Origin of the sequence: Actinosynnema sp. NPDC050801 (assembly GCF_040673975.1) — a bacterium.
Lineage (GTDB): Bacteria > Actinomycetota > Actinomycetes > Mycobacteriales > Pseudonocardiaceae > Actinosynnema.
On sequence record NZ_JBFAQZ010000031.1, the window covers coordinates 21,909 to 38,493 of the forward strand.

The window sequence follows — 16,585 nt, forward strand, 5'->3', positions numbered from 1 at the left end:
GATCCGGCCGGGACGGGTCCGGGTATGTTCGGTCGGTGACCTCGGGAACCGACCCTCGCACCGCCCCGTCCTGGCCGGACCTGCCCGAGGTCGCCCGCGACGTGCTGCTGGAGGTCCTGGTCCACGGCGCCATGCCCAGGTCCGAGATCGCCGCCCGCCTCCACCTGTCCCGCCCCACCCTCACCAGGGTGACCCGCACGCTCGTGCTGCACGGCCTGCTCGTCGAGGGCGAGACCCAACTGCGGTCGTCCACCGGCAGGCCGTCGGAGATGCTCCACGTGCGGGGCGAGTCGCACCACTTCCTGGGCGTGAAGCTGACCGCGGACCGGCTGTTCGCGGCGGTCACCGACCTCACCGCGACGGTCGTCGAGACCACCGACCAACCGCTGCGCTCCACGGCGCCGGCCGACGTGGTCGAGCAGGTCGCCGAGGTCGCGGCGGCGTTCCCGGGGCTGACCGCGATCGGCGTGACGCTCGGCGGCATCGTGCGCGACGGCGTGGTGGTCGAGGACGAGTTCCTCGGCTGGGCGGACGTGGCGCTGGGCGAGCGGGTCGCCGCCGCGACCGGCGTGCCGACCGCCGTGGACAACGACGTGCAGGCGTTGACCTCGGCCGAGCACTGGTTCGGCGCGGGCGCGGGCCTGGAGTCGATGGTGCTGATCACCGTCGGCGCGGGCGTCGGCTGCGGCCTGGTCGTGGACGGTCGGCTGGTGCGCGGCGCCCACGGCCTGCCGCCCCGGATGGCCCACATCCTCGTCGACCCGAGCGGGCCGCTGTGCGGTTACGGTCACCGCGGCTGCGCGTCGAGCTACCTGATGACGCACGCGATGCTGCGCCGGCTCGACGACCGACCCACCTACGACGAAGCCGTGGCCCGGGCCCGGGCCGGCGACCCGGACGCCAAGCGGGTCTTCGACGACGCGGGCTACGCGCTGGGCGTGCTCATCGGCACCGCCGCGAACTTCATCGACCCGCAGAAGGTGCTGCTCACCGGCGACGGCCTGCCGCTGTACGAGGTGTCCGGGCAACGCGTGACCGAGGGTGTCGAAGCCGCCTACGAGGCCGACCCGGCCCTCATCGACCTGGACGTCCAGCCCTTCGACTTCGACGAGTGGGCCCGCTCGGGCGCCGCGCTGGCCATCCGCGCCGCGCTGACGGGCCCACCCCGCGCCTGAAGCCGAAAGAGTTGCGTTCCGGTCACGGACCTTCCCACTCCTTGACACAGTGGTGTGGCCCGCGACACAGTACCGCCCGTTTTGAGCGGTCAAACGGCGGTCGAAGTGTTCGGACGAGTGCACTCCGTGACGGCCGCGACATGAGCACGAAACAGCGCCGACGAGCACCGAACCAGTCGAACCGGGGGAGGGGAGCAGGCCATGGCGCGTCCCGGCGGTCCGGCGACGATCCGCCAGGTGGCGCTGCACGCCGGTGTCTCCCGCCAGACCGTGTCCAACGTGCTCAACGCGCCCCACCGGGTCGACCCGGTCACCCGGGAGCGCGTCGGCACGGCGATCGAGGCGCTCGGCTACCGGCCCAACCGCAACGCGCGCAACCTCGCCGCCCGCCGCGCCGGGCTCATCGGGTACCGCGTGCCGGTCCAGGACACCCCGAACTCGTTCATGGACCGCTTCCTGCACCTGCTCACCGCCGAGTTCGAGCGCTCCGGGCGGCACGTCATGCTGTTCACCGGCGCCGGCGTGGACGTCTACGCGGACCTGGTCGCCCAACGCGCCGTCGACGCGTTCGTGCTCGCCGACACCGTCGAGCACGACCCGCGCCACCGGTGGCTGGCCGACCACGACGTGCCGTTCGTGTCCTTCGGCCGGACGTGGTCCGGGTGCCAACCCGGCCCGTGGGTCGACCTCGACGGCGCCGCCGTCTGCCACCGGTTGGTCGACCGGTTGCACGACCTGGGCCGCAGTCGCATCGCGTTCGTCGGCAGGCGCGGTGTCCCCGGTCGGTTCCTGGACCGGTTGCGCGGCTGGAAAGCCGGTTGCACCGCCCTCGACCTGCCCTCGGACCGGCTCGCGTTCGCCGAGGCCGACACCGTCGAGGCGGGCGGTGCGGCGATGCGCGACCTGCTGGACTCCGAAGTCCCTCCGGACGCGGTGATCGCGGTGAGCGACCCCCTTGCTGTAGGTGTGCACCGTGAAGTGCGCCGCCAGGGGCTCCGGCCGGGGACGGACGTCGCGGTGACGGGTTTCGACGACTCACCGATGGCGTCCGTTGTGGACGGCGGTCTCACCTCGGTGCGGCAACCCGTCGAGAGGTTCGCCCGCACCGCGGTCGACCTGCTGGACAGCGCGAACGGCGATCGGGGTGTGTTGCTGCCGGGGCGGATCGTCAGCCGCGGCAGTGCCCCGGTCCGCTTGACAGAGCAAGACGTGAACGAAGGGGAGTCTGGGTAATGGGCGTTCGGACAACGGCGTGGCGGGCAACTGCGGCGCTGGGTGTGGCAGTACTCCTGGCTTCGTGCGGCAGCGGGGGCGACGGAGGCGGCGAGCAGACCGGCGGTGCGCTCGAAGGCCGGGGCGAGGTCACCTTCGCCACCGGCAAGGACACGTCCGGCAACATGCAGAAGCTCGTCGACGAGTGGAACGCCTCGCACGCGAACGAGCAGGTCCGGATCATCGAACTGCCCGAGTCCGCCGACGCCCAGCGCCAGCAGATGGTGCAGAACGCGCAGGTCAAGTCAGACGCCTACACGATCCTCAACCTCGACGTGGTGTGGACGGCCGAGTTCGCGGCCAACCGCTGGGTCGTCGAGCTGCCCGCCGACCAGTTCGACCTGGGCAAGTTCCTGCAGCCCGCGGTGAAGACCGCGCAGTACCGCGACAAGCTCTACGCCGCGCCGGTGTACTCCGACGGCGGCCTGCTCTACTACCGCAAGGACCTCCTCGACGCGGCGGGCGTGAAGCCGCCGAAGACCTGGGCCGAGCTCACCGCCGCCTGCCAGGCGGTCAAGGCGACCCAGCCCGCGATCGGCTGCTACGCCGGTCAGTTCGAGAAGTACGAGGGCCTGACGGTCAACTTCGACGAGGCCGTGCACTCCGCAGGCGGCGACGTGGTCGACTCCACCGGCAAGCCCGTGGTCGACTCGCCCGAGGCGAAGGCCGGGCTGGACACCCTGGTCACCGGCTTCCAGCAGGGCATCATCCCGGAGAAGGCCATCACCTACAAGGAGGAGGAGGGTCGCCGCGCGTTCCAGGCGGGCGAGCTCCTGTTCCACCGCCAGTGGCCCTACCAGTGGAACCTGGCCGGCAAGACCGACGGCTCCTCGCAGGTCGCGGGCAAGTTCGACGTCGCGCCCCTGCCCGGTCTCAAGGGCCCCGGCAGCTCCACCCTCGGCGGCCACAACTTCGCGATCTCCGCGTTCGGCAAGAACAAGGCCACCGCGCTGGACTTCATCAAGTTCTTCACCGGCGAGTCCTCGCAGCGGTCCAACCTGCTGGCCACCTCGCAGGCGCCGACCCTCGCGAGCCTGTACGACGACGCCGAGCTGATCAAGCAGTTCCCGTACCTGCCGACGCTGAAGGAGTCGATCCTGTCGGCCAAGCCGCGCCCGCAGGCGGTCCGCTACGGCGACGTCACCCAGGCGATCCAGGAGGCCGCCTACGCCGCGTTGACCGGCGAGAAGACCAGTGACGTGGCGCTCAAGGACCTGCAGGCGAAGTTGCAGGAGCTGCTGAAGTGACGGCGGTCGCCCATCGCGCCCGAGGTCGTGCCGGGAGCGCGACCTCGGGCGCGGGGCGACTCGCCGCGGCGCTGCTGTCACCGACGTTCGTGGTGCTCGGACTCGTGGTCGGGTACCCGCTGGTGGCCGCGCTGCGCGAGTCGGTGTTCCGGGACGGCACCGACCTCGACGAGAGCGGTTTCGTCGTGGAGGGCTCGCGGTTCGTCGGCGTCGACAACTACACCGCGATCTTCGTCGGCGAGTCCGCCGCCCGGTTCTGGAACGCGTTCGGCAACACCACCGTGTTCACCGTCATCACGGTGACGCTGGAGGTGCTGATCGGCGTCGGGATGGCGCTGGTGATGCACCACGCGATCCGCTGGCGTGGCATCGTGCGGGCCAGCATCCTCGTGCCGTGGGCCGTGCCCACCGCCGTGTCGGCGCTGCTGTGGCGCTGGATCTTCCAGGCCGACGGCGTGGCGAACGCGATGATCGGCCAGCAGATCCTGTGGACCACCGAGGGCTGGCAGGCGAAGTTCGCGGTCATCCTCGCGGACGTGTGGAAGACCGCGCCGTTCGTCGGCCTGCTGGTGCTCGCCGGGCTCCAGATCATCCCGAACGACGTCTACGAGGCGGCCCGCGTCGACGGCGCGTCGCCGTGGCGGCAGTTCTGGCAGATCACGCTCCCGCTGGTCAAGCCGGCCCTGCTGGTGGCGGTGCTGTTCCGGGTGCTCGACGCGCTGCGCATGTTCGACCTGCCGTTCGTGCTCATCGGCAGCCGCAAGGAATCGGTGGAGACGCTGTCCATGGTGGCCTTCGACGAGGCGGCGAGCCTGCGGTTCGGACCCGCGGCCGCGTACGCGACGATATTGTTCGTCTACGTGGCCGTCACGGCCTTGGTGTTCGTGCGGTTGCTCGGCGCGGACGTCATCGGCGCCGCCAGGGAGAAGGCGCGCAAATGACCGCCACGACCCAGACCAGCGGCAACGGCGCGCCGTGGAAGCGGGTGCTGACCTTCGGCGGGCTCGGGCTGATCCTGGTCTACTGCCTGGCGCCCTTCTACTGGATGGCGGTGTCGGCGTTCCGCCGCCCGTCCGACCAGTTCGAGCTCACGGTGCTGCCCGCGCCGTTCTCGCTGGACAACCTGACCGCGGTGTTCGCGCCCGGCGTCGGCTTCGGCCGTTCGCTGCTCAACAGCCTCGTGGTCGCGGGCGTCACCACGATCCTCACGCTGGTCATCGGCGTGTCCGCGGCGTACGCGCTGGCCCGGTTGCACTTCCGGTTCAAGAACGCGGTCGCGGCGCTCATCATCGCCACCTCGATGTTCCCCGGCATCTCCCTGCTGGTGCCGCTGCTGGCGCTGTTCACCGACATCGGCTGGATCAACACCTACCAGTCGATGATCGTGCCCAGCCTGTCGTTCGCGCTGCCGCTGGCGGTGTGGAACCTGACCGCGTTCTTCCGGCAGATGCCGGAGGAGCTGGAGCAGGCGGCGATGATCGACGGCTGCACGCGCGGCCAGGCGTTCCGCAAGGTGATCCTGCCGCTGGCCGCGCCGGGCATCTTCACCACCGCGATCATCACGTTCATCGCGGCGTGGAACGAGTTCATCATCGCTTTGTCGATGGTCAACGACAGCACCATGCAAACTGCTACGGTCGCCATCTCCCGGTTCACCGGGGCGTACGGTTTCGACCAGCCGTTCGGCACCCAGATGGCCGCCGGTGTGATCGTGACCGTGCCGCTGGTCGTCGTGGTGCTGCTGTTCCAGCGAAGGATCATCGCAGGCTTGACCGCAGGTGGCGTCAAGTAGCCGCCTGGCGGTGTCATCGGCCGGTCGTCACGTGTTGGGAGAGCCGTGGCGACCGGCCAATTAACCTCCTCGTGTCCACTCAGGGCAGGCGCCACACCTGGGCGCCGGTGCCGTTGCAGTCGTGGATCTGGAGCTGGACGCCGTTCGTGGTGGTGCTGTTGGGCACGTCCAGGCACTTGCCGGACGGCGGGTTCACCAGGGTCGTCCCCTTCGGCCACCACTGCTGCGCGCCCGTGCCGTTGCACGTCCACAGCTGCACCTTGGTGCCGTTGACGCGCGCGCTGCCGTTGACGTCCAGGCACCGGCCCAGCGCCCGCAGCGTGCCGTCCGAGGCCACCGTCCACTGCTGCGCGGCCGACCCGTTGCAGTCCCACAGCCGCACCACCGCGCCGTCGGCGTTGGGACCGGGGTCGCCGTCCAGGCACTTGCCCGCCAAGCCGCCGACCGGGCCGGTCCGCGCCGGGGTGGGGCCCACGTCGAACGACGGCGGCGCGTCGGCGGCCGCCGCGCCCCAAGTGGACGGCGTAGCGCCGAGGGTGAAGTCGAGCGTGCCGCCCTGCGCGGTGAACGACGCGGGCAGCCACGGCCTGCCGGACGTGGCGCCGTCGACGCGCAACGACTGGACGTACTTGACGGTGTCGGAGGCGTTCGGCGCGGTGATCGTGATGGTGGCGCCGTTGCCGCGCCTGACCGTCGTGGTGGGGAACTGGGGACTGGCCAGCACCAGCTCGGCGCGACCGGGCGCCTGCGGGTACAGGCCCAGCGCCGCCCACACCGCCCACGACGACATCTCGCCCAGGTCGTCGTTGCCGACCAGGCCCTCCGGTGTCGGCGGGAACAGCGACGTCAACGCCCGCCGCACGACGTCCTGCGTCTTGTGCGGTGCGCCGGCGTAGGCGTACGCCCACGGCGTGTTGAGCGTCGGTTCGTTGCCCAGGTAGGCGTAGGGCTTCTTCGGCCCGGCGTTGAGCTCGGTGAAGAAGGTGTCGAGGCGCGAGGTGACCGCGGCGTTGCCGCCCATCGCGTCGAACAGGCCCCGGTGGTTGTAGGGCACCATCCACGTGTACTGGGCGGCGTTGCCCTCGACGTACTCGTTCTCCTGCGTCGGGCTGAACCCCGGCCAGGTCAGGTTGGTGTTGCGCGGTTGCAGGTACTTGCCGCCGGAGTGGAACAGGTTGCGCCAGTTCTGCGCGCGGCGCAGGAAGTTCTCCGCCGTGTCGGCGTCGTTCAGCCTGGCCGCGAACTGGGAGATGGCGAAGTCGGCGCTGGTGTACTCCAGTGTGGTCGCGGCCGAGCCCCACACGTCACCCAGACCGGTCGGCACGTACCCGTAGTCGTTGTACTGCAACCAACCGGGGCGCTGGCGGATGTCGTTGACACCGGACACCATGCGGCGCAACGCGTCGGCGGTGTCGAAGTCCGTGCCGCCGAACGCGTGCGCGGTCGCCACGATGATCGCCATGGGGTCGCCGTTCATCACGCCCGTGCCGCCGTTGGCGACCGTCCAGCGGTCGAAGTAGCCGCCCTGGGCGGCCTGGTTCACCGCGGACTGCGCGATGTCGGCGGCCTCGCGTGGTCCCAGCAGGGCGATCAGCGCGATCTGCGACCGGTAGACGTCCCAACCGGAGAAGTTCGCGTACTGGGTCCTCGTGGTGGTGTGGGTCTGCCGGTCGAAGCCCGCGTACTGCCCGTTGACGTCGCTGAACACGTTGGGGTGCAGCAGGGAGTGGTACAGCGCGGTGTAGAGGGTGCGGAGCTGGGTCGCGGTGCCGCCGGTCACGTCGATGCGGCCGAGCCACCCGTTCCACGCGGCCCGGGCGGCGGTGCGGACCTCGTCGAACGACCGCGTGCCGGTTTCCGCGGCGAGGTTGGCCCTGGCGTTGTCGAGGCTGACGAACGAGATGCCGACCCGAGCGCTGACGGTGGTGGCGTTGAAGGACACGAACGCCGACGCGGCGAACGGCTGCACGTCCTCGGTGGTGGCCGAGGGGGCGGGCAGCTCCTGCGTCTGGGCGGACTTGGGCGCGGGCGCGACGCTGCCCCGGCTGGTGCCCTCGACCGCGCGCCCGCCCGGTGTCACCCGGCCGTCGGCGATGGTGGCGGTGGAGGCGAACGGCTGGTCGAAGGTGACGTGGAAGTGCAGCCGGTAGCGGTTGCCCGCACCGCAGAACCCGCCGCTGTCGGTGAAGCCGGACAGGCTGTCGGTCCCGATGGTGATCGAGCCGCTCGCGGCGTTGAAGGCGCGGCCGGCGTCGACGGTGAGCGAGGCGCGTTGGCCCGCGGGGTAGGTGAAGCGGGCGACGCCGGAGCGCTGGTTGGCGGTGAGCTCGGTGCGGATGCCGTTGTCGAAGCGGACCGAGTAGTAGCCGGGGGAGGCCTGCTCGTTGGCGTGGGTGAACGTCGAGTGGGACGCGGGCGTGGTGCCGAGGGACGGCATGAACGGCACGGTGCCGAAGTCGCTGCACCCCGGGCCCGACAGGTGGGTGAGGCTGAAGCCGCGGATGCGGTTGTCGTCGTGGTGGTAGCCGCCGTGCTGGTGGGTGACCGTGTCGGGGCTCCACTGGAGCATGCCGAACGGTGCGACGGCGCCGGGGAAGGTGTTGCCCGCGCCGCCGCCGTGCCCGAAGTCCGGGCCGCCCGGCTTGGTGCCGACGAACGGGTTGACGTGCTGGGCGGGATCGGTGATGGCGTGTGCCGTGCCGGTCTGGAGCGGGACGGCGAGCGCGACGAACGTGAGTGCGGCGACAGCCGCGGAGCGGAGACGCATCTGAACCTCCGGCAGGGGTAGGAGGCCTGACAACGTTGTCAGATGACCATTCTCCCACTGGACGCGCAGGTCAGGAACCCGCTGCGCGGGGGAACGGTGTTGGGCCGGAGATGTCCGATGGACAAGGCGGTACTTTGTATGCAAAATCCTCTATAGCTTCAGTGTAGACTGAATACAATCCGTCGGCGATCGGACCGCTCAAGCAGCGGCGAACGGCAGCCGCAGCCCGGCGGGCACGGGCGTCCCGGTCGGCCAGAGCTCGGCCACGGGCGGCGGCTGCTCCTCATCGACCCTCGACAGGTCCACGACACCGCCCTTGAACCTGGCGCCGTCGAAGGACACCGCGCCGCCGACGAACCGGGCGTTGTCGAACGACACGATCCCGCCGGCGAACGTGGCGCCCGCGAACGACAGGCGGCCGGTGATCGTGGCTCCGGCGAAGGTGACGGTGCCCGAGTCGGTGAACGTGGCGCCGGTGAAGTCGCCGCCGTCGAACACGGCGCCGGAGAAGTCGAAGTCGTGGCCGCGCCAGCTGCGGGGGTCGTGCTCGGGTAGGTGGAGGTTGTCCCGGACGAGCCGGATGACGGTCAGCCGGAGCTGCCTCTCCTGGCTGTTCGACCGGGGCTCGTAGGGCTGGCGCAGGTAGGCGCACAGCACGTCGATGCAGCCCTGGCGCGCTTCGGGCGCGTCGTTGGCCAGCGCGGCGAACGCGTACACGCCCGCGGTGCGGGCCGAGGCGTCGGGCGCGCCGAGGAGCTCGGCCGCCTTGCCGTAGCGGTCGAGTAGCACCTTGCTGTCCTCGCGGTAGGAGTCCACCTCGTTGAGGTGTTGCCGGCGGTAGGCGACGGTCAACGCCACCACGGCGCCGATGCCCCCGACGACGGTCAGCACGACCTTCACCGCGTCGAGCCGGTCCTGGACGCTCCACGTCGGTCCGGCCGGTCGTCCGAGCACGCCCCACAGGACCACCCCCAGACCCACCGCGACCGCCGCGGCCAGCACCAGTAGCAGCGTCACGTGCGCGATCAGCGGCATGGCCGGCGTGCGCGGTCGGCGTCCGAGCGCCATCGCCGCCGTGCGCCGCCGACCGCCGGCCAACAGCGCCACGCCGGCCAGCGCCAGGGCCACCACCGGCCAGGACCGGCCGACCCACCGTCCGGCGGCCATCGTCGCCTGCCACCACCACTGGGGCGTCAGGCTGACCACGGCGGCGATCAGCAACCCCGCCGCCAGCACTTGCCGCGTCCGCGGCCTGCGGGGGAAGCCCAGGACGGCACGGCTCACTTGCACTGGCTGCTCGCTCATGCCGACATACTGGCCGAGGTGCCCGGCGCCGGTGGCGAGAACGCCGCTCACTCCACCGGTGCGGGCGAGTTGGCTTCGGGTACGAGCAGGGCCGGTGTCCCGGAGCCGTCCGCGGGCACCGCCCAGACGTCGTTGACGCCGTCGCTGCGCTGGATGCCGTAGGCGATGGTCCGTGCGTCGACCCAGGCCGGTTGGTCGTCCACGCTGCGCGTCTCCGCGAGTGGCGTCACCGCGAGGGTCGCGATGTCGAGCGTCGACAGCCGCCAACCTTGTTGCGGGTCGCCGTTGATGGCCGCTTTGTAGGCGATGGACCGCCCATCGGGTGACAGGGAGGGGCACTCCACGTTGTCCGCGATCGACCGCAACGTGCGCGCCGCGAAGTCGCCCTCCATCAGGTAGCGGTGACCGCCGGTGGACATGGTGGCGTAGAAGCGGTTGTCGTCGGCGGTGAAGGTGACGCCCCAGAAGTTCCGGTCGACCGCGGTGGTCGCCACATCGTCTACTGTGGACGTGAACTCCTCCAGTGAGGTGACCAGGGCGCCGGTCTTCGCGTCCAGGATGCCGGTGCTGGTGGAGAAGCCGTTGGCGGCGTAGGAGTGACCGTCGACGAAGAGTGTCCACGCCACCATCCGGCCGCTCGCCGATACGCGCGTCCGGTTCGGAAAGCCGGTGAGCGGCACGGTCCGCACCTCGCGCAGGTGTGGGTCCAGCACGGCCAGCTCGCCCGCCTTGAACGCGCCGACCGGCCGCAGGCAGGACGTCGTGCCACCGGCGGTGTACACGCGGTCGCAGTGCTGGGACGTCACCTCGCGCGGCCCGTCGGGGTCGGACCGGGACACCGTGGAGAGTCGGCCGTTGCTCAGCACCATCAGCCGTGGCCCGCTGACCGCGGTCGACGCGACCTCGTCCGGCTCGGGCTTCGACAGGGCGGTGTACGTCACGGCGACCGCGCCGAGCAGCACGGCGACGAGTGCGGTGATCAGGAGGCGGGTGCGGGTGGTCATGAGCGGCGTCCCAGGAGTGCGGCGGTGGCGGCCAGGGTGAGCGCGACGCCCGCGGCGGCCAGGCGGGTGGCGGCCTCGGGGCCCCAGAACTGCCAGGCGAGACCGAACAACACGGACGAGCCGAGGTACGCCAGGGCCTGCCCGCTCTGGATCAGGGCGATGCCGGTGGTGCGCATCCGCTCGGGCAGCAGCGGCCCGGCCAACGCCATCAGCACGCCGTCGGTGGCCGCGTAGAACACCCCGTACAGCGCCACCACCACGACGACCAGCGCCCACCCTCCCAGCGGCCCGAACAGCAGCAGGTACACCGCTCCCAGCGCCACGTAGCCGCCCAGCATGACCGGGAGCCGGCCGACCCGGTCGGCCAGCGCGCCCAGCGGTGCGGCCAGCAGCAGGTAGACCAGGCTGGTGCCGACCGCGAGCAGCGGGAACCACCCGATCGACAGGCCCTCGCGCTTCTGCAGCAGCAGGTACACGAACCCGTCGCCGATCGTGGCCAACCCCAGCAGCGACGCCGTCAGCACGACCCGCCGCACCCCGCGGTCGCGCCACAGCCCGCCGATCGCCTTGGCCCGCACGGGTTCGGACGGCACGGGTGAGCGGTGGTCGCGCACGAACAGCACCAGGATCACCACGCCGAGCGCGGCGATGCAGAAGCTGGTCATGAACACCGAGTCGAACGACCCGCCGGCCAGGGCGAGGACGGCCAGTGCCACGAGCGGTCCGGCGAACGCGCCCATGCCGTCCATCGCCCGGTGCACGCCGAACGCCCGCCCGAGGTCGCCGGCGGGGGTGGACAACGTGATCAGCGCGTCGCGCGGTGCGGTGCGCAGTCCCTTGCCCGCCCGGTCGAGGGTGATCACCGCGCCGAGCGCGGCGGTGGAGCCGCCGGCCAGCAGGAGGCCCACCTTGGCGACGGCGGACAGGGCGTAGCCGAGGCCGGCCACGCGCTTGCGCCGGTCGGTCCGGTCGGCGAGGTAGCCGCCGACGAGCCGGAGCAGGGTGGTGGCGCCGGTGTAGACGCCGTCGATGACGCCGTAGGCGGCGGGGCTGAGCTGGAGCCCGACGACGAGGTAGAGCGGCAGGACCGCGGTGACCATCTCGGACGAGACGTCGGTGACGAGGCTGACCGCGCCGAGCGCGAAGACGTTGGCGCCGATCCCCTTCCAGCCGGCGGTCTTGGGACGGGTGATCGTGGACAGGTACACGGCGCACCTCCGGAGCGGGCGGGCGCCGCGCCCGGCCGGGGACGACCGGGCGCGGCGGTCGTCGGGTCAGTGACAGGCGGTGGTGCCGCTGTCGGTGAAGGTCTGGCCCGCCACGGGCACGAACTGCCAGTCGAAGCTGTTGCTGTGCAGGGTCAGCTTGAGCACGCCGTAGGTGCTGCTGTTGCGGACCTCGCTGTTGGGTCGGATGGTGCCGAAGCCGTAGTGGCTCGCGCCGCCCATGCCGGCGACGAACGTGCGGATGCCGCGGGTGGTGTCGAGGCCGCCGTTGGGGTTCTGCGGCGCGAACCGCTCGTACTGGTGGTTGTGGCCGAACAGCACCACGTCGGCGTTGTGGTCGTACAGCGCCTGGAACAGCGGGCGCGTCGCGGTGGAGGGGGAGTGGTTGGCGCCGGAGGTGAACAGCGGGTGGTGCCAGTACGCCGCGGTGCAGGGCTTGGTGCTGGCGGCCAGGTCGGCGCGCAGCCACTGCTCCTGCGCGGAACCGGCGGCCATGCCGATGTTGGAGTTCAGCGACACGACGTGCCAGTTGCCGAGGTCGTAGGAGTAGTAGCCGCGACCGGACGGGCCGGCCTGCGCGCCGAAGTAGTCGTAGTAGCCGGTCGCGCCGCTGGTGCCGTAGTCGTGGTTGCCCGGCGACGGGCGGGTGCGGGCCTTGTGCCTGCCCCAGGTCGGGTCGTAGTAGTTGGCGAACTCGGTGGCGGTGCCGCTGTTGTAGACGTTGTCGCCGGTGGTGAAGACGGTGCCGGGGATGTTGTCGAGCAGGGCGGCGGTGGCGGTGTCGCCCGAGCCGGAGTTCGAGATGTCGCCCACGCCGACGAGGACCGGGTCGCCGCTGGGCGGTGGCGTCGTGGTGGTCGTGGTGGTGCCGGTGGTGACCACGAGCTGCGGCGCGGTGGCGCCGGTCTCGCGGGAGTCGTAGTCGGCGCCGTCAGTGCTGCTGGAGGTGACGCCGAAGCTGACCGTGCCGTTGGCCCGCACGTGCGGGGTCACGTCGACCTCGTACCAGGCGTTGCGGGCGACGGAGCCGAGCGCGCCGAGGGTGGCGCCGTCGATGGCGGGCTGGTTGTTCCAGGTGACGGCGGTCTCGGACCAGGTGGTGTCGGTCATGGCGCGGAACGTGCCGCCGGCCGGGCCGGCGGCACCGGAGACGTCGTCGGTGTGCAGGCGCAGCTTGGCGCTGCCGACCGTGCCGGAGACGCCGGAGACGGTGAACTTGAGGAACATCCGCTTGATCGGCGAGCCGTCCACGCCGAGTTGGCCGGAGGTGCCGTGGTTGGTGCCGGTGGCGGAGTTGTCGACGTGGGTGTCGGCGGTCGGGGTGAAGGTGGTGGTGGCGGCCGTGGCGGTGGGCACATGCTCGGAGGAGGCGATGGCGGTGAGGGTGGCGGCGGTGACGACGCCGATGGCGAGCAGGGCCAGGGGCGCTCTGCGTGCTGACATGCGAAACCCTTCGTCTCTGGAACGACGGCAGTGAGGGCTTGGCAGACAGTAGGGACGTGCGGACACTGCGTGGTGATGGTCGGGCGGCCGGGCGGTGAACGACCGGCGAACCGCTCACACGTACATCACCGATGGGTGTATCCGGCGCCGGCCTGAGGAGTCGCCGGTGCGGCTCGGGCCGCGGCGGGTACCCGGCCCGGTCTGAGGGCCTTCAGTGCAGTTCCGCCGCGGCGGCCCGGAACACGGCGTCGGCGACGCGGGCCAGTGGCGGCGAGTCGAGCTTCCACTGCTGCCAGTGCAGCAGCACGTCCACGGGCTTGTCGGGCGCCAGGTGCACGAGCCTGCGGTGGGTGGCGATCTGGTGCTCGGTGAGCAGCGCCCAACCCGCGCCCGCGGCCACGGCGTCCTCGAACACGTGCCCGTCGGGCAGGTGGTGGCGGCGGGCGGAGGCGTTGCGGCCGGAGAGCTCGCGGCAGAACCGGTCCTGGAGGTCGTCCTTCTCGTCGAACACGATCACCGGCGCGTCGTGCAGCGGTCGGCCGTCGGCCAGCCACCGCCGGGTGAACCGCTTGGTGGCCACGGCGTGGTACCGGATGCTCCCGAGTGGACGGACGACGCAGCCCTGCACCGGCTGCGGTGTCGACGTGACCGCGCCGACCACGAGGCCTTGGCGCAGGAGTTCGGCGGTGTGGTCCTGGTCGTCGCGCCGCACGCTCAGCACCAGGCCCTCGTCGGTGGCCAGTTCCCGCACCACGCGGCGGAACCAGGTGGCCAGCGAGTCGGCGTTGACCGCGACCGGGATGGGGGTCGGGTCCTCGACCAGACCGAGCGCCTCGCGCGCGTCGCGGTCCAGCAGGGCCTGCTGCCGCCCGTACCGGGCGATCACCTCGCCGGAGTCGGTGAGCCGCGCGGGTTTCGAGCGGACCAGCAGCACCCGGCCGGTCCGCTGTTCCAGCAGCTTGATCCGCTGGCTCACCGCCGACGGCGTGACGTGCAGCGCTTTGGCTGCGGCGTCCAACGTGCCCTCGTCCACGACGGCCAGCAGGGTGCGCACGCACTCCGGATCGAGCATCACGAGTGCTAATGATACGTAAGAAACCGTAGCTGGTCTTATGCCCGGGTGCTTCCTACCGTCGACGGTGTGATGTACGCGCTGTTGGCCGGGCTCGGCACCGGACTGTCCCTCATCGTCGTGATCGGCGCCCAGAACGCCTTGGTGCTGCGCCAAGGCGTGCTGCGCCGACAGGTGCCCGCGATCGTGGCCATCTGCGCCGGTTCGGACGCGCTGCTGATCGCGCTCGGCGTCGGGGGAGTCGGTGCGGCGCTCACCTCGTGGCCGTCGGCGTTGACGGTGGTGCGGTGGGTCGGCGCGGTGTTCCTGGTCGGCTACGGCGTCCTGGCGGCACGGCGGGTGCTGCGCCCGGCCGCGCTGGACCCGGGCGGCACGACCTCGGGCGCGGCGGGTGCGGGTGCGACGGGTGCGGCGGCGATCGTCACCTGCCTGGCGCTGACCTGGCTCAACCCGCACGTGTACCTGGACACCGTGCTGCTGCTGGGCACCGCGTCCACCGGGTTCGGCGGCGACCGGTGGTGGTTCGGGGCGGGCGCGATCGCGGGCAGCGTGCTGTGGTTCAGCGCGCTCGGTTTCGGTGCGCGGTGGCTGACGGGTGCGTTCACGCGGCCCTCGGCGTGGCGGGTGTTGGACGCCGCGGTCGCCGTGGTGGTCACGGCGACCGGCGTCTCCCTCGTCGTGTAGACCGCTACGAGCGGCCCGCGAAGAAGGTCCGGATGTCCTCGGCGAGCAGGTCCGGCGCCTCCATCGCGGCGAAGTGGCCGCCCCTCGGGAACTCGCTCCAGTGCTCGACCCGGTACCCCAGCTCCGCCAGGGGCCGCACGGGCAGCACGATGTCGTGCGGGAACACGGCCACGCCGAGCGGCGCGGGGCAGGCGTTCGAGCCGATGCCGGACTCGCGGGTCAGCCGGGCCGACGAGCCCGCCGTGCCGGTGAGCCAGTACAGCATCACGGTGGTCAGCACCCGGTCCACGTCGATCTCGGAATCCGGGTCGGTCCACTCGGTGAACTTCTCCGCGATCCAGGCCAGCTGCCCGACCGGCGAGTCGGTCAACGCGTAGGAGATCGTCTGCGGCCGGGTCGCCTGCAGGATCTGGTAGCCGGGCCGGTTGCGCATCATGGCCCGGGTCCGGTCCAGCCGCTTCTCGTCCTCGGCGGACAGCTCGACGCCCTCGACCGGCGCGGTGGGCAGGAAGTTCACGTGCACGGCCACCACGTGGTCGGGCGCGGCGACGGCCATCGCCCTGGCGATGCCGGAGCCCCAGTCGCCGCCCTGCGTGCCGTAGCGCCGGTAGCCCAGCCGGTCCATCAGCTCGGTGAACGCCCGCGCCACCCGGTGGACGTCCCAGCCGCGCGAGGTCGTCGGGCCGGACAGGCCGAAGCCGGGGATCGACGGGATGACCAGGTGGAAGTCCCGCGAGAGCGGCTCGACGACGTCCAGGAACTCCAGCACCGACCCCGGCCAGCCGTGCACCAGCACCAGCGGCAGCGCGTCGGCCTTGGTCGAGCGGACGTGCAGGAAGTGCACCCGCTGGCCGTCGATCTCGGTGGTGAACTGCGGCAGGGCGTTCAGCTCCGCCTCGTGCCGCCGCCAGTCGTAGGCGTCGACCCAGTGGTCGACCAGCGCGCGGACCTCGGTGAGGGGGAAGCCGTAGTCGAACCCGGCGTCCGGCAGCTCCTCGGGCCACCGGGTGCGCGCCAACCGGTCGGCGAGGTCGTCCAGGTCGGCCTGGGGGACGTCGAGGGTGAAGGGCGTGATCATGGTCCACAGCTCCGTTGGTCTCACCAATGTTGGTGAAGCCAACGATAGCGGAAGATGTTGGTTGTGCCAACGATTTCGTCCGGCGGATCGTCGGACCACCGGTCTATCGTCTGCGCCCATGGCCACCTGGGACGACGTGCACCGCATCACCGCCGCGCTGCCCGAGGTCACCGAACGCCCCTCCTACGACGAACGGCCCGCGTGGCGGGTGAAGGACAAGGCGTTCGCGTGGGACCGACCGCTGCGCAAGGCCGACCTGGCCGCGCTGGGCCCGACCGCGCCGGACGGCCCGGTGCTCGCGGCGAGCGTGCCGGACCTAGGCGCGAAGGAGGCGCTGCTCGCCGACGACCCGTCGGTCTACTTCACCACCCCGCACTTCGACGGCTACGCCGCGGTGCTGGTGCGGCTGGACGCGATCGGCGTCGACGAGCTGGAGGAGCTGCTGACCGAGGCGTGGCTGTGCCGCGCGCCGAAGCGACTCGCGAAGCAGTTCGAAGCCGACCGCTGACACCCGCGGCAC

The 16,585-nt window shown here is 71.4% G+C and carries 14 protein-coding genes; 7 read left to right on the forward strand and 7 right to left on the reverse strand.

The genetic code is table 11. The annotated features are described in order from the left end of the window. Window positions 1-35: 35 nt before the first annotated feature. The 5 genes from AB0K14_RS37280 (at window position 36) to AB0K14_RS37300 (ending at window position 5,486) form a co-directional block, all read left to right on the forward strand. Window positions 36-1,175 (forward strand): ROK family transcriptional regulator, encoded by a 1,140-nt coding sequence (locus tag AB0K14_RS37280; RefSeq protein ID WP_360460004.1) that lies wholly within the window; start codon window positions 36-38, stop codon window positions 1,173-1,175. 201 nt (window positions 1,176-1,376) lie between these two features. Then, window positions 1,377-2,408: a LacI family DNA-binding transcriptional regulator gene (locus tag AB0K14_RS37285; protein ID WP_360460003.1), complete on the forward strand. Its 1,032-nt coding sequence runs from the start codon at window positions 1,377-1,379 to the stop codon at window positions 2,406-2,408. Continuing rightward, a complete protein-coding gene (locus tag AB0K14_RS37290) occupies window positions 2,408-3,694 on the forward strand; it encodes an ABC transporter substrate-binding protein (RefSeq protein ID WP_360460001.1) in 1,287 nt (428 codons plus the stop codon). The genes AB0K14_RS37285 and AB0K14_RS37290 overlap by 1 nt, the downstream gene beginning before the upstream one ends. Beyond that, on the forward strand, window positions 3,691-4,635 hold the full coding sequence (locus AB0K14_RS37295) for a sugar ABC transporter permease (protein ID WP_360459999.1): 945 nt from the start codon (window positions 3,691-3,693) through the stop codon (window positions 4,633-4,635). Before AB0K14_RS37290 ends, AB0K14_RS37295 begins: the two co-directional genes overlap by 4 nt. Further along, a complete protein-coding gene (locus AB0K14_RS37300; RefSeq protein ID WP_360459997.1) occupies window positions 4,632-5,486 on the forward strand; it encodes a carbohydrate ABC transporter permease in 855 nt (284 codons plus the stop codon). Before AB0K14_RS37295 ends, AB0K14_RS37300 begins: the two co-directional genes overlap by 4 nt. Before the next feature lie 79 nt (window positions 5,487-5,565). On the opposite strand, the gene AB0K14_RS37305 is transcribed toward AB0K14_RS37300, so the two are convergent. From AB0K14_RS37305 to AB0K14_RS37330, 6 genes are all read right to left on the reverse strand, one after another. Beyond that, complete coding sequence (locus AB0K14_RS37305) at window positions 5,566-8,253, reverse strand: lectin (RefSeq protein WP_360459995.1); 2,688 nt, start codon at window positions 8,251-8,253, stop codon at window positions 5,566-5,568. 198 nt (window positions 8,254-8,451) lie between these two features. Then, entirely contained in the window at window positions 8,452-9,558 is a 1,107-nt protein-coding gene (locus AB0K14_RS37310; RefSeq protein WP_360459993.1) for a pentapeptide repeat-containing protein, read from the reverse strand. A 47-nt stretch (window positions 9,559-9,605) separates the two neighbouring features. Continuing rightward, the gene (locus AB0K14_RS37315) at window positions 9,606-10,562 is read right to left on the reverse strand and encodes a hypothetical protein (RefSeq protein ID WP_360459992.1); all 957 of its coding nucleotides are present in this window, start codon (window positions 10,560-10,562) and stop codon (window positions 9,606-9,608) included. Then, window positions 10,559-11,770: an MFS transporter gene (locus AB0K14_RS37320; RefSeq protein WP_360459990.1), complete on the reverse strand. Its 1,212-nt coding sequence runs from the start codon at window positions 11,768-11,770 to the stop codon at window positions 10,559-10,561. The genes AB0K14_RS37315 and AB0K14_RS37320 overlap by 4 nt, the downstream gene beginning before the upstream one ends. Window positions 11,771-11,836: 66 nt before the next feature. Further along, complete coding sequence (locus tag AB0K14_RS37325) at window positions 11,837-13,231, reverse strand: DNRLRE domain-containing protein (protein WP_360459988.1); 1,395 nt, start codon at window positions 13,229-13,231, stop codon at window positions 11,837-11,839. Between the two features lie 211 nt (window positions 13,232-13,442). Then, entirely contained in the window at window positions 13,443-14,303 is an 861-nt protein-coding gene (locus AB0K14_RS37330) for a LysR family transcriptional regulator ArgP (protein ID WP_360460036.1), read from the reverse strand. A 72-nt stretch (window positions 14,304-14,375) separates the two neighbouring features. Here AB0K14_RS37330 and AB0K14_RS37335 point away from each other — a divergent pair, with 72 nt between their 5' ends. Continuing rightward, complete coding sequence (locus tag AB0K14_RS37335) at window positions 14,376-14,987, forward strand: LysE family transporter (protein ID WP_360460034.1); 612 nt, start codon at window positions 14,376-14,378, stop codon at window positions 14,985-14,987. Window positions 14,988-14,991: 4 nt separating this feature from the next. Here AB0K14_RS37335 and AB0K14_RS37340 read toward each other — a convergent pair whose 3' ends face one another. Further along, window positions 14,992-16,065, reverse strand: a complete 1,074-nt coding sequence (locus AB0K14_RS37340; protein ID WP_360459986.1) for an epoxide hydrolase family protein — start codon at window positions 16,063-16,065, stop codon at window positions 14,992-14,994. Between the two features lie 118 nt (window positions 16,066-16,183). Here AB0K14_RS37340 and AB0K14_RS37345 point away from each other — a divergent pair, with 118 nt between their 5' ends. Continuing rightward, window positions 16,184-16,573, forward strand: coding sequence for an MmcQ/YjbR family DNA-binding protein (locus AB0K14_RS37345; protein WP_360459984.1), 390 nt, complete (start codon window positions 16,184-16,186; stop codon window positions 16,571-16,573). Window positions 16,574-16,585 lie beyond the last annotated feature (12 nt).

Coding starts and splice junctions, on each gene's coding strand:
- AB0K14_RS37290 (WP_360460001.1), top strand. CDS start 2,408: ATGGGCGTTCGGACAACGGCGTGGCGGGCAACTGCGGCGCTGGGTGTG.
- AB0K14_RS37340 (WP_360459986.1), bottom strand. CDS start 16,065: ATGATCACGCCCTTCACCCTCGACGTCCCCCAGGCCGACCTGGACGAC.
- AB0K14_RS37325 (WP_360459988.1), bottom strand. CDS start 13,231: ATGTCAGCACGCAGAGCGCCCCTGGCCCTGCTCGCCATCGGCGTCGTC.
- AB0K14_RS37345 (WP_360459984.1), top strand. CDS start 16,184: ATGGCCACCTGGGACGACGTGCACCGCATCACCGCCGCGCTGCCCGAG.
- AB0K14_RS37330 (WP_360460036.1), bottom strand. CDS start 14,303: ATGCTCGATCCGGAGTGCGTGCGCACCCTGCTGGCCGTCGTGGACGAG.
- AB0K14_RS37300 (WP_360459997.1), top strand. CDS start 4,632: ATGACCGCCACGACCCAGACCAGCGGCAACGGCGCGCCGTGGAAGCGG.
- AB0K14_RS37285 (WP_360460003.1), top strand. CDS start 1,377: ATGGCGCGTCCCGGCGGTCCGGCGACGATCCGCCAGGTGGCGCTGCAC.
- AB0K14_RS37315 (WP_360459992.1), bottom strand. CDS start 10,562: ATGACCACCCGCACCCGCCTCCTGATCACCGCACTCGTCGCCGTGCTG.
- AB0K14_RS37335 (WP_360460034.1), top strand. CDS start 14,376: ATGTACGCGCTGTTGGCCGGGCTCGGCACCGGACTGTCCCTCATCGTC.
- AB0K14_RS37305 (WP_360459995.1), bottom strand. CDS start 8,253: ATGCGTCTCCGCTCCGCGGCTGTCGCCGCACTCACGTTCGTCGCGCTC.
- AB0K14_RS37310 (WP_360459993.1), bottom strand. CDS start 9,558: ATGAGCGAGCAGCCAGTGCAAGTGAGCCGTGCCGTCCTGGGCTTCCCC.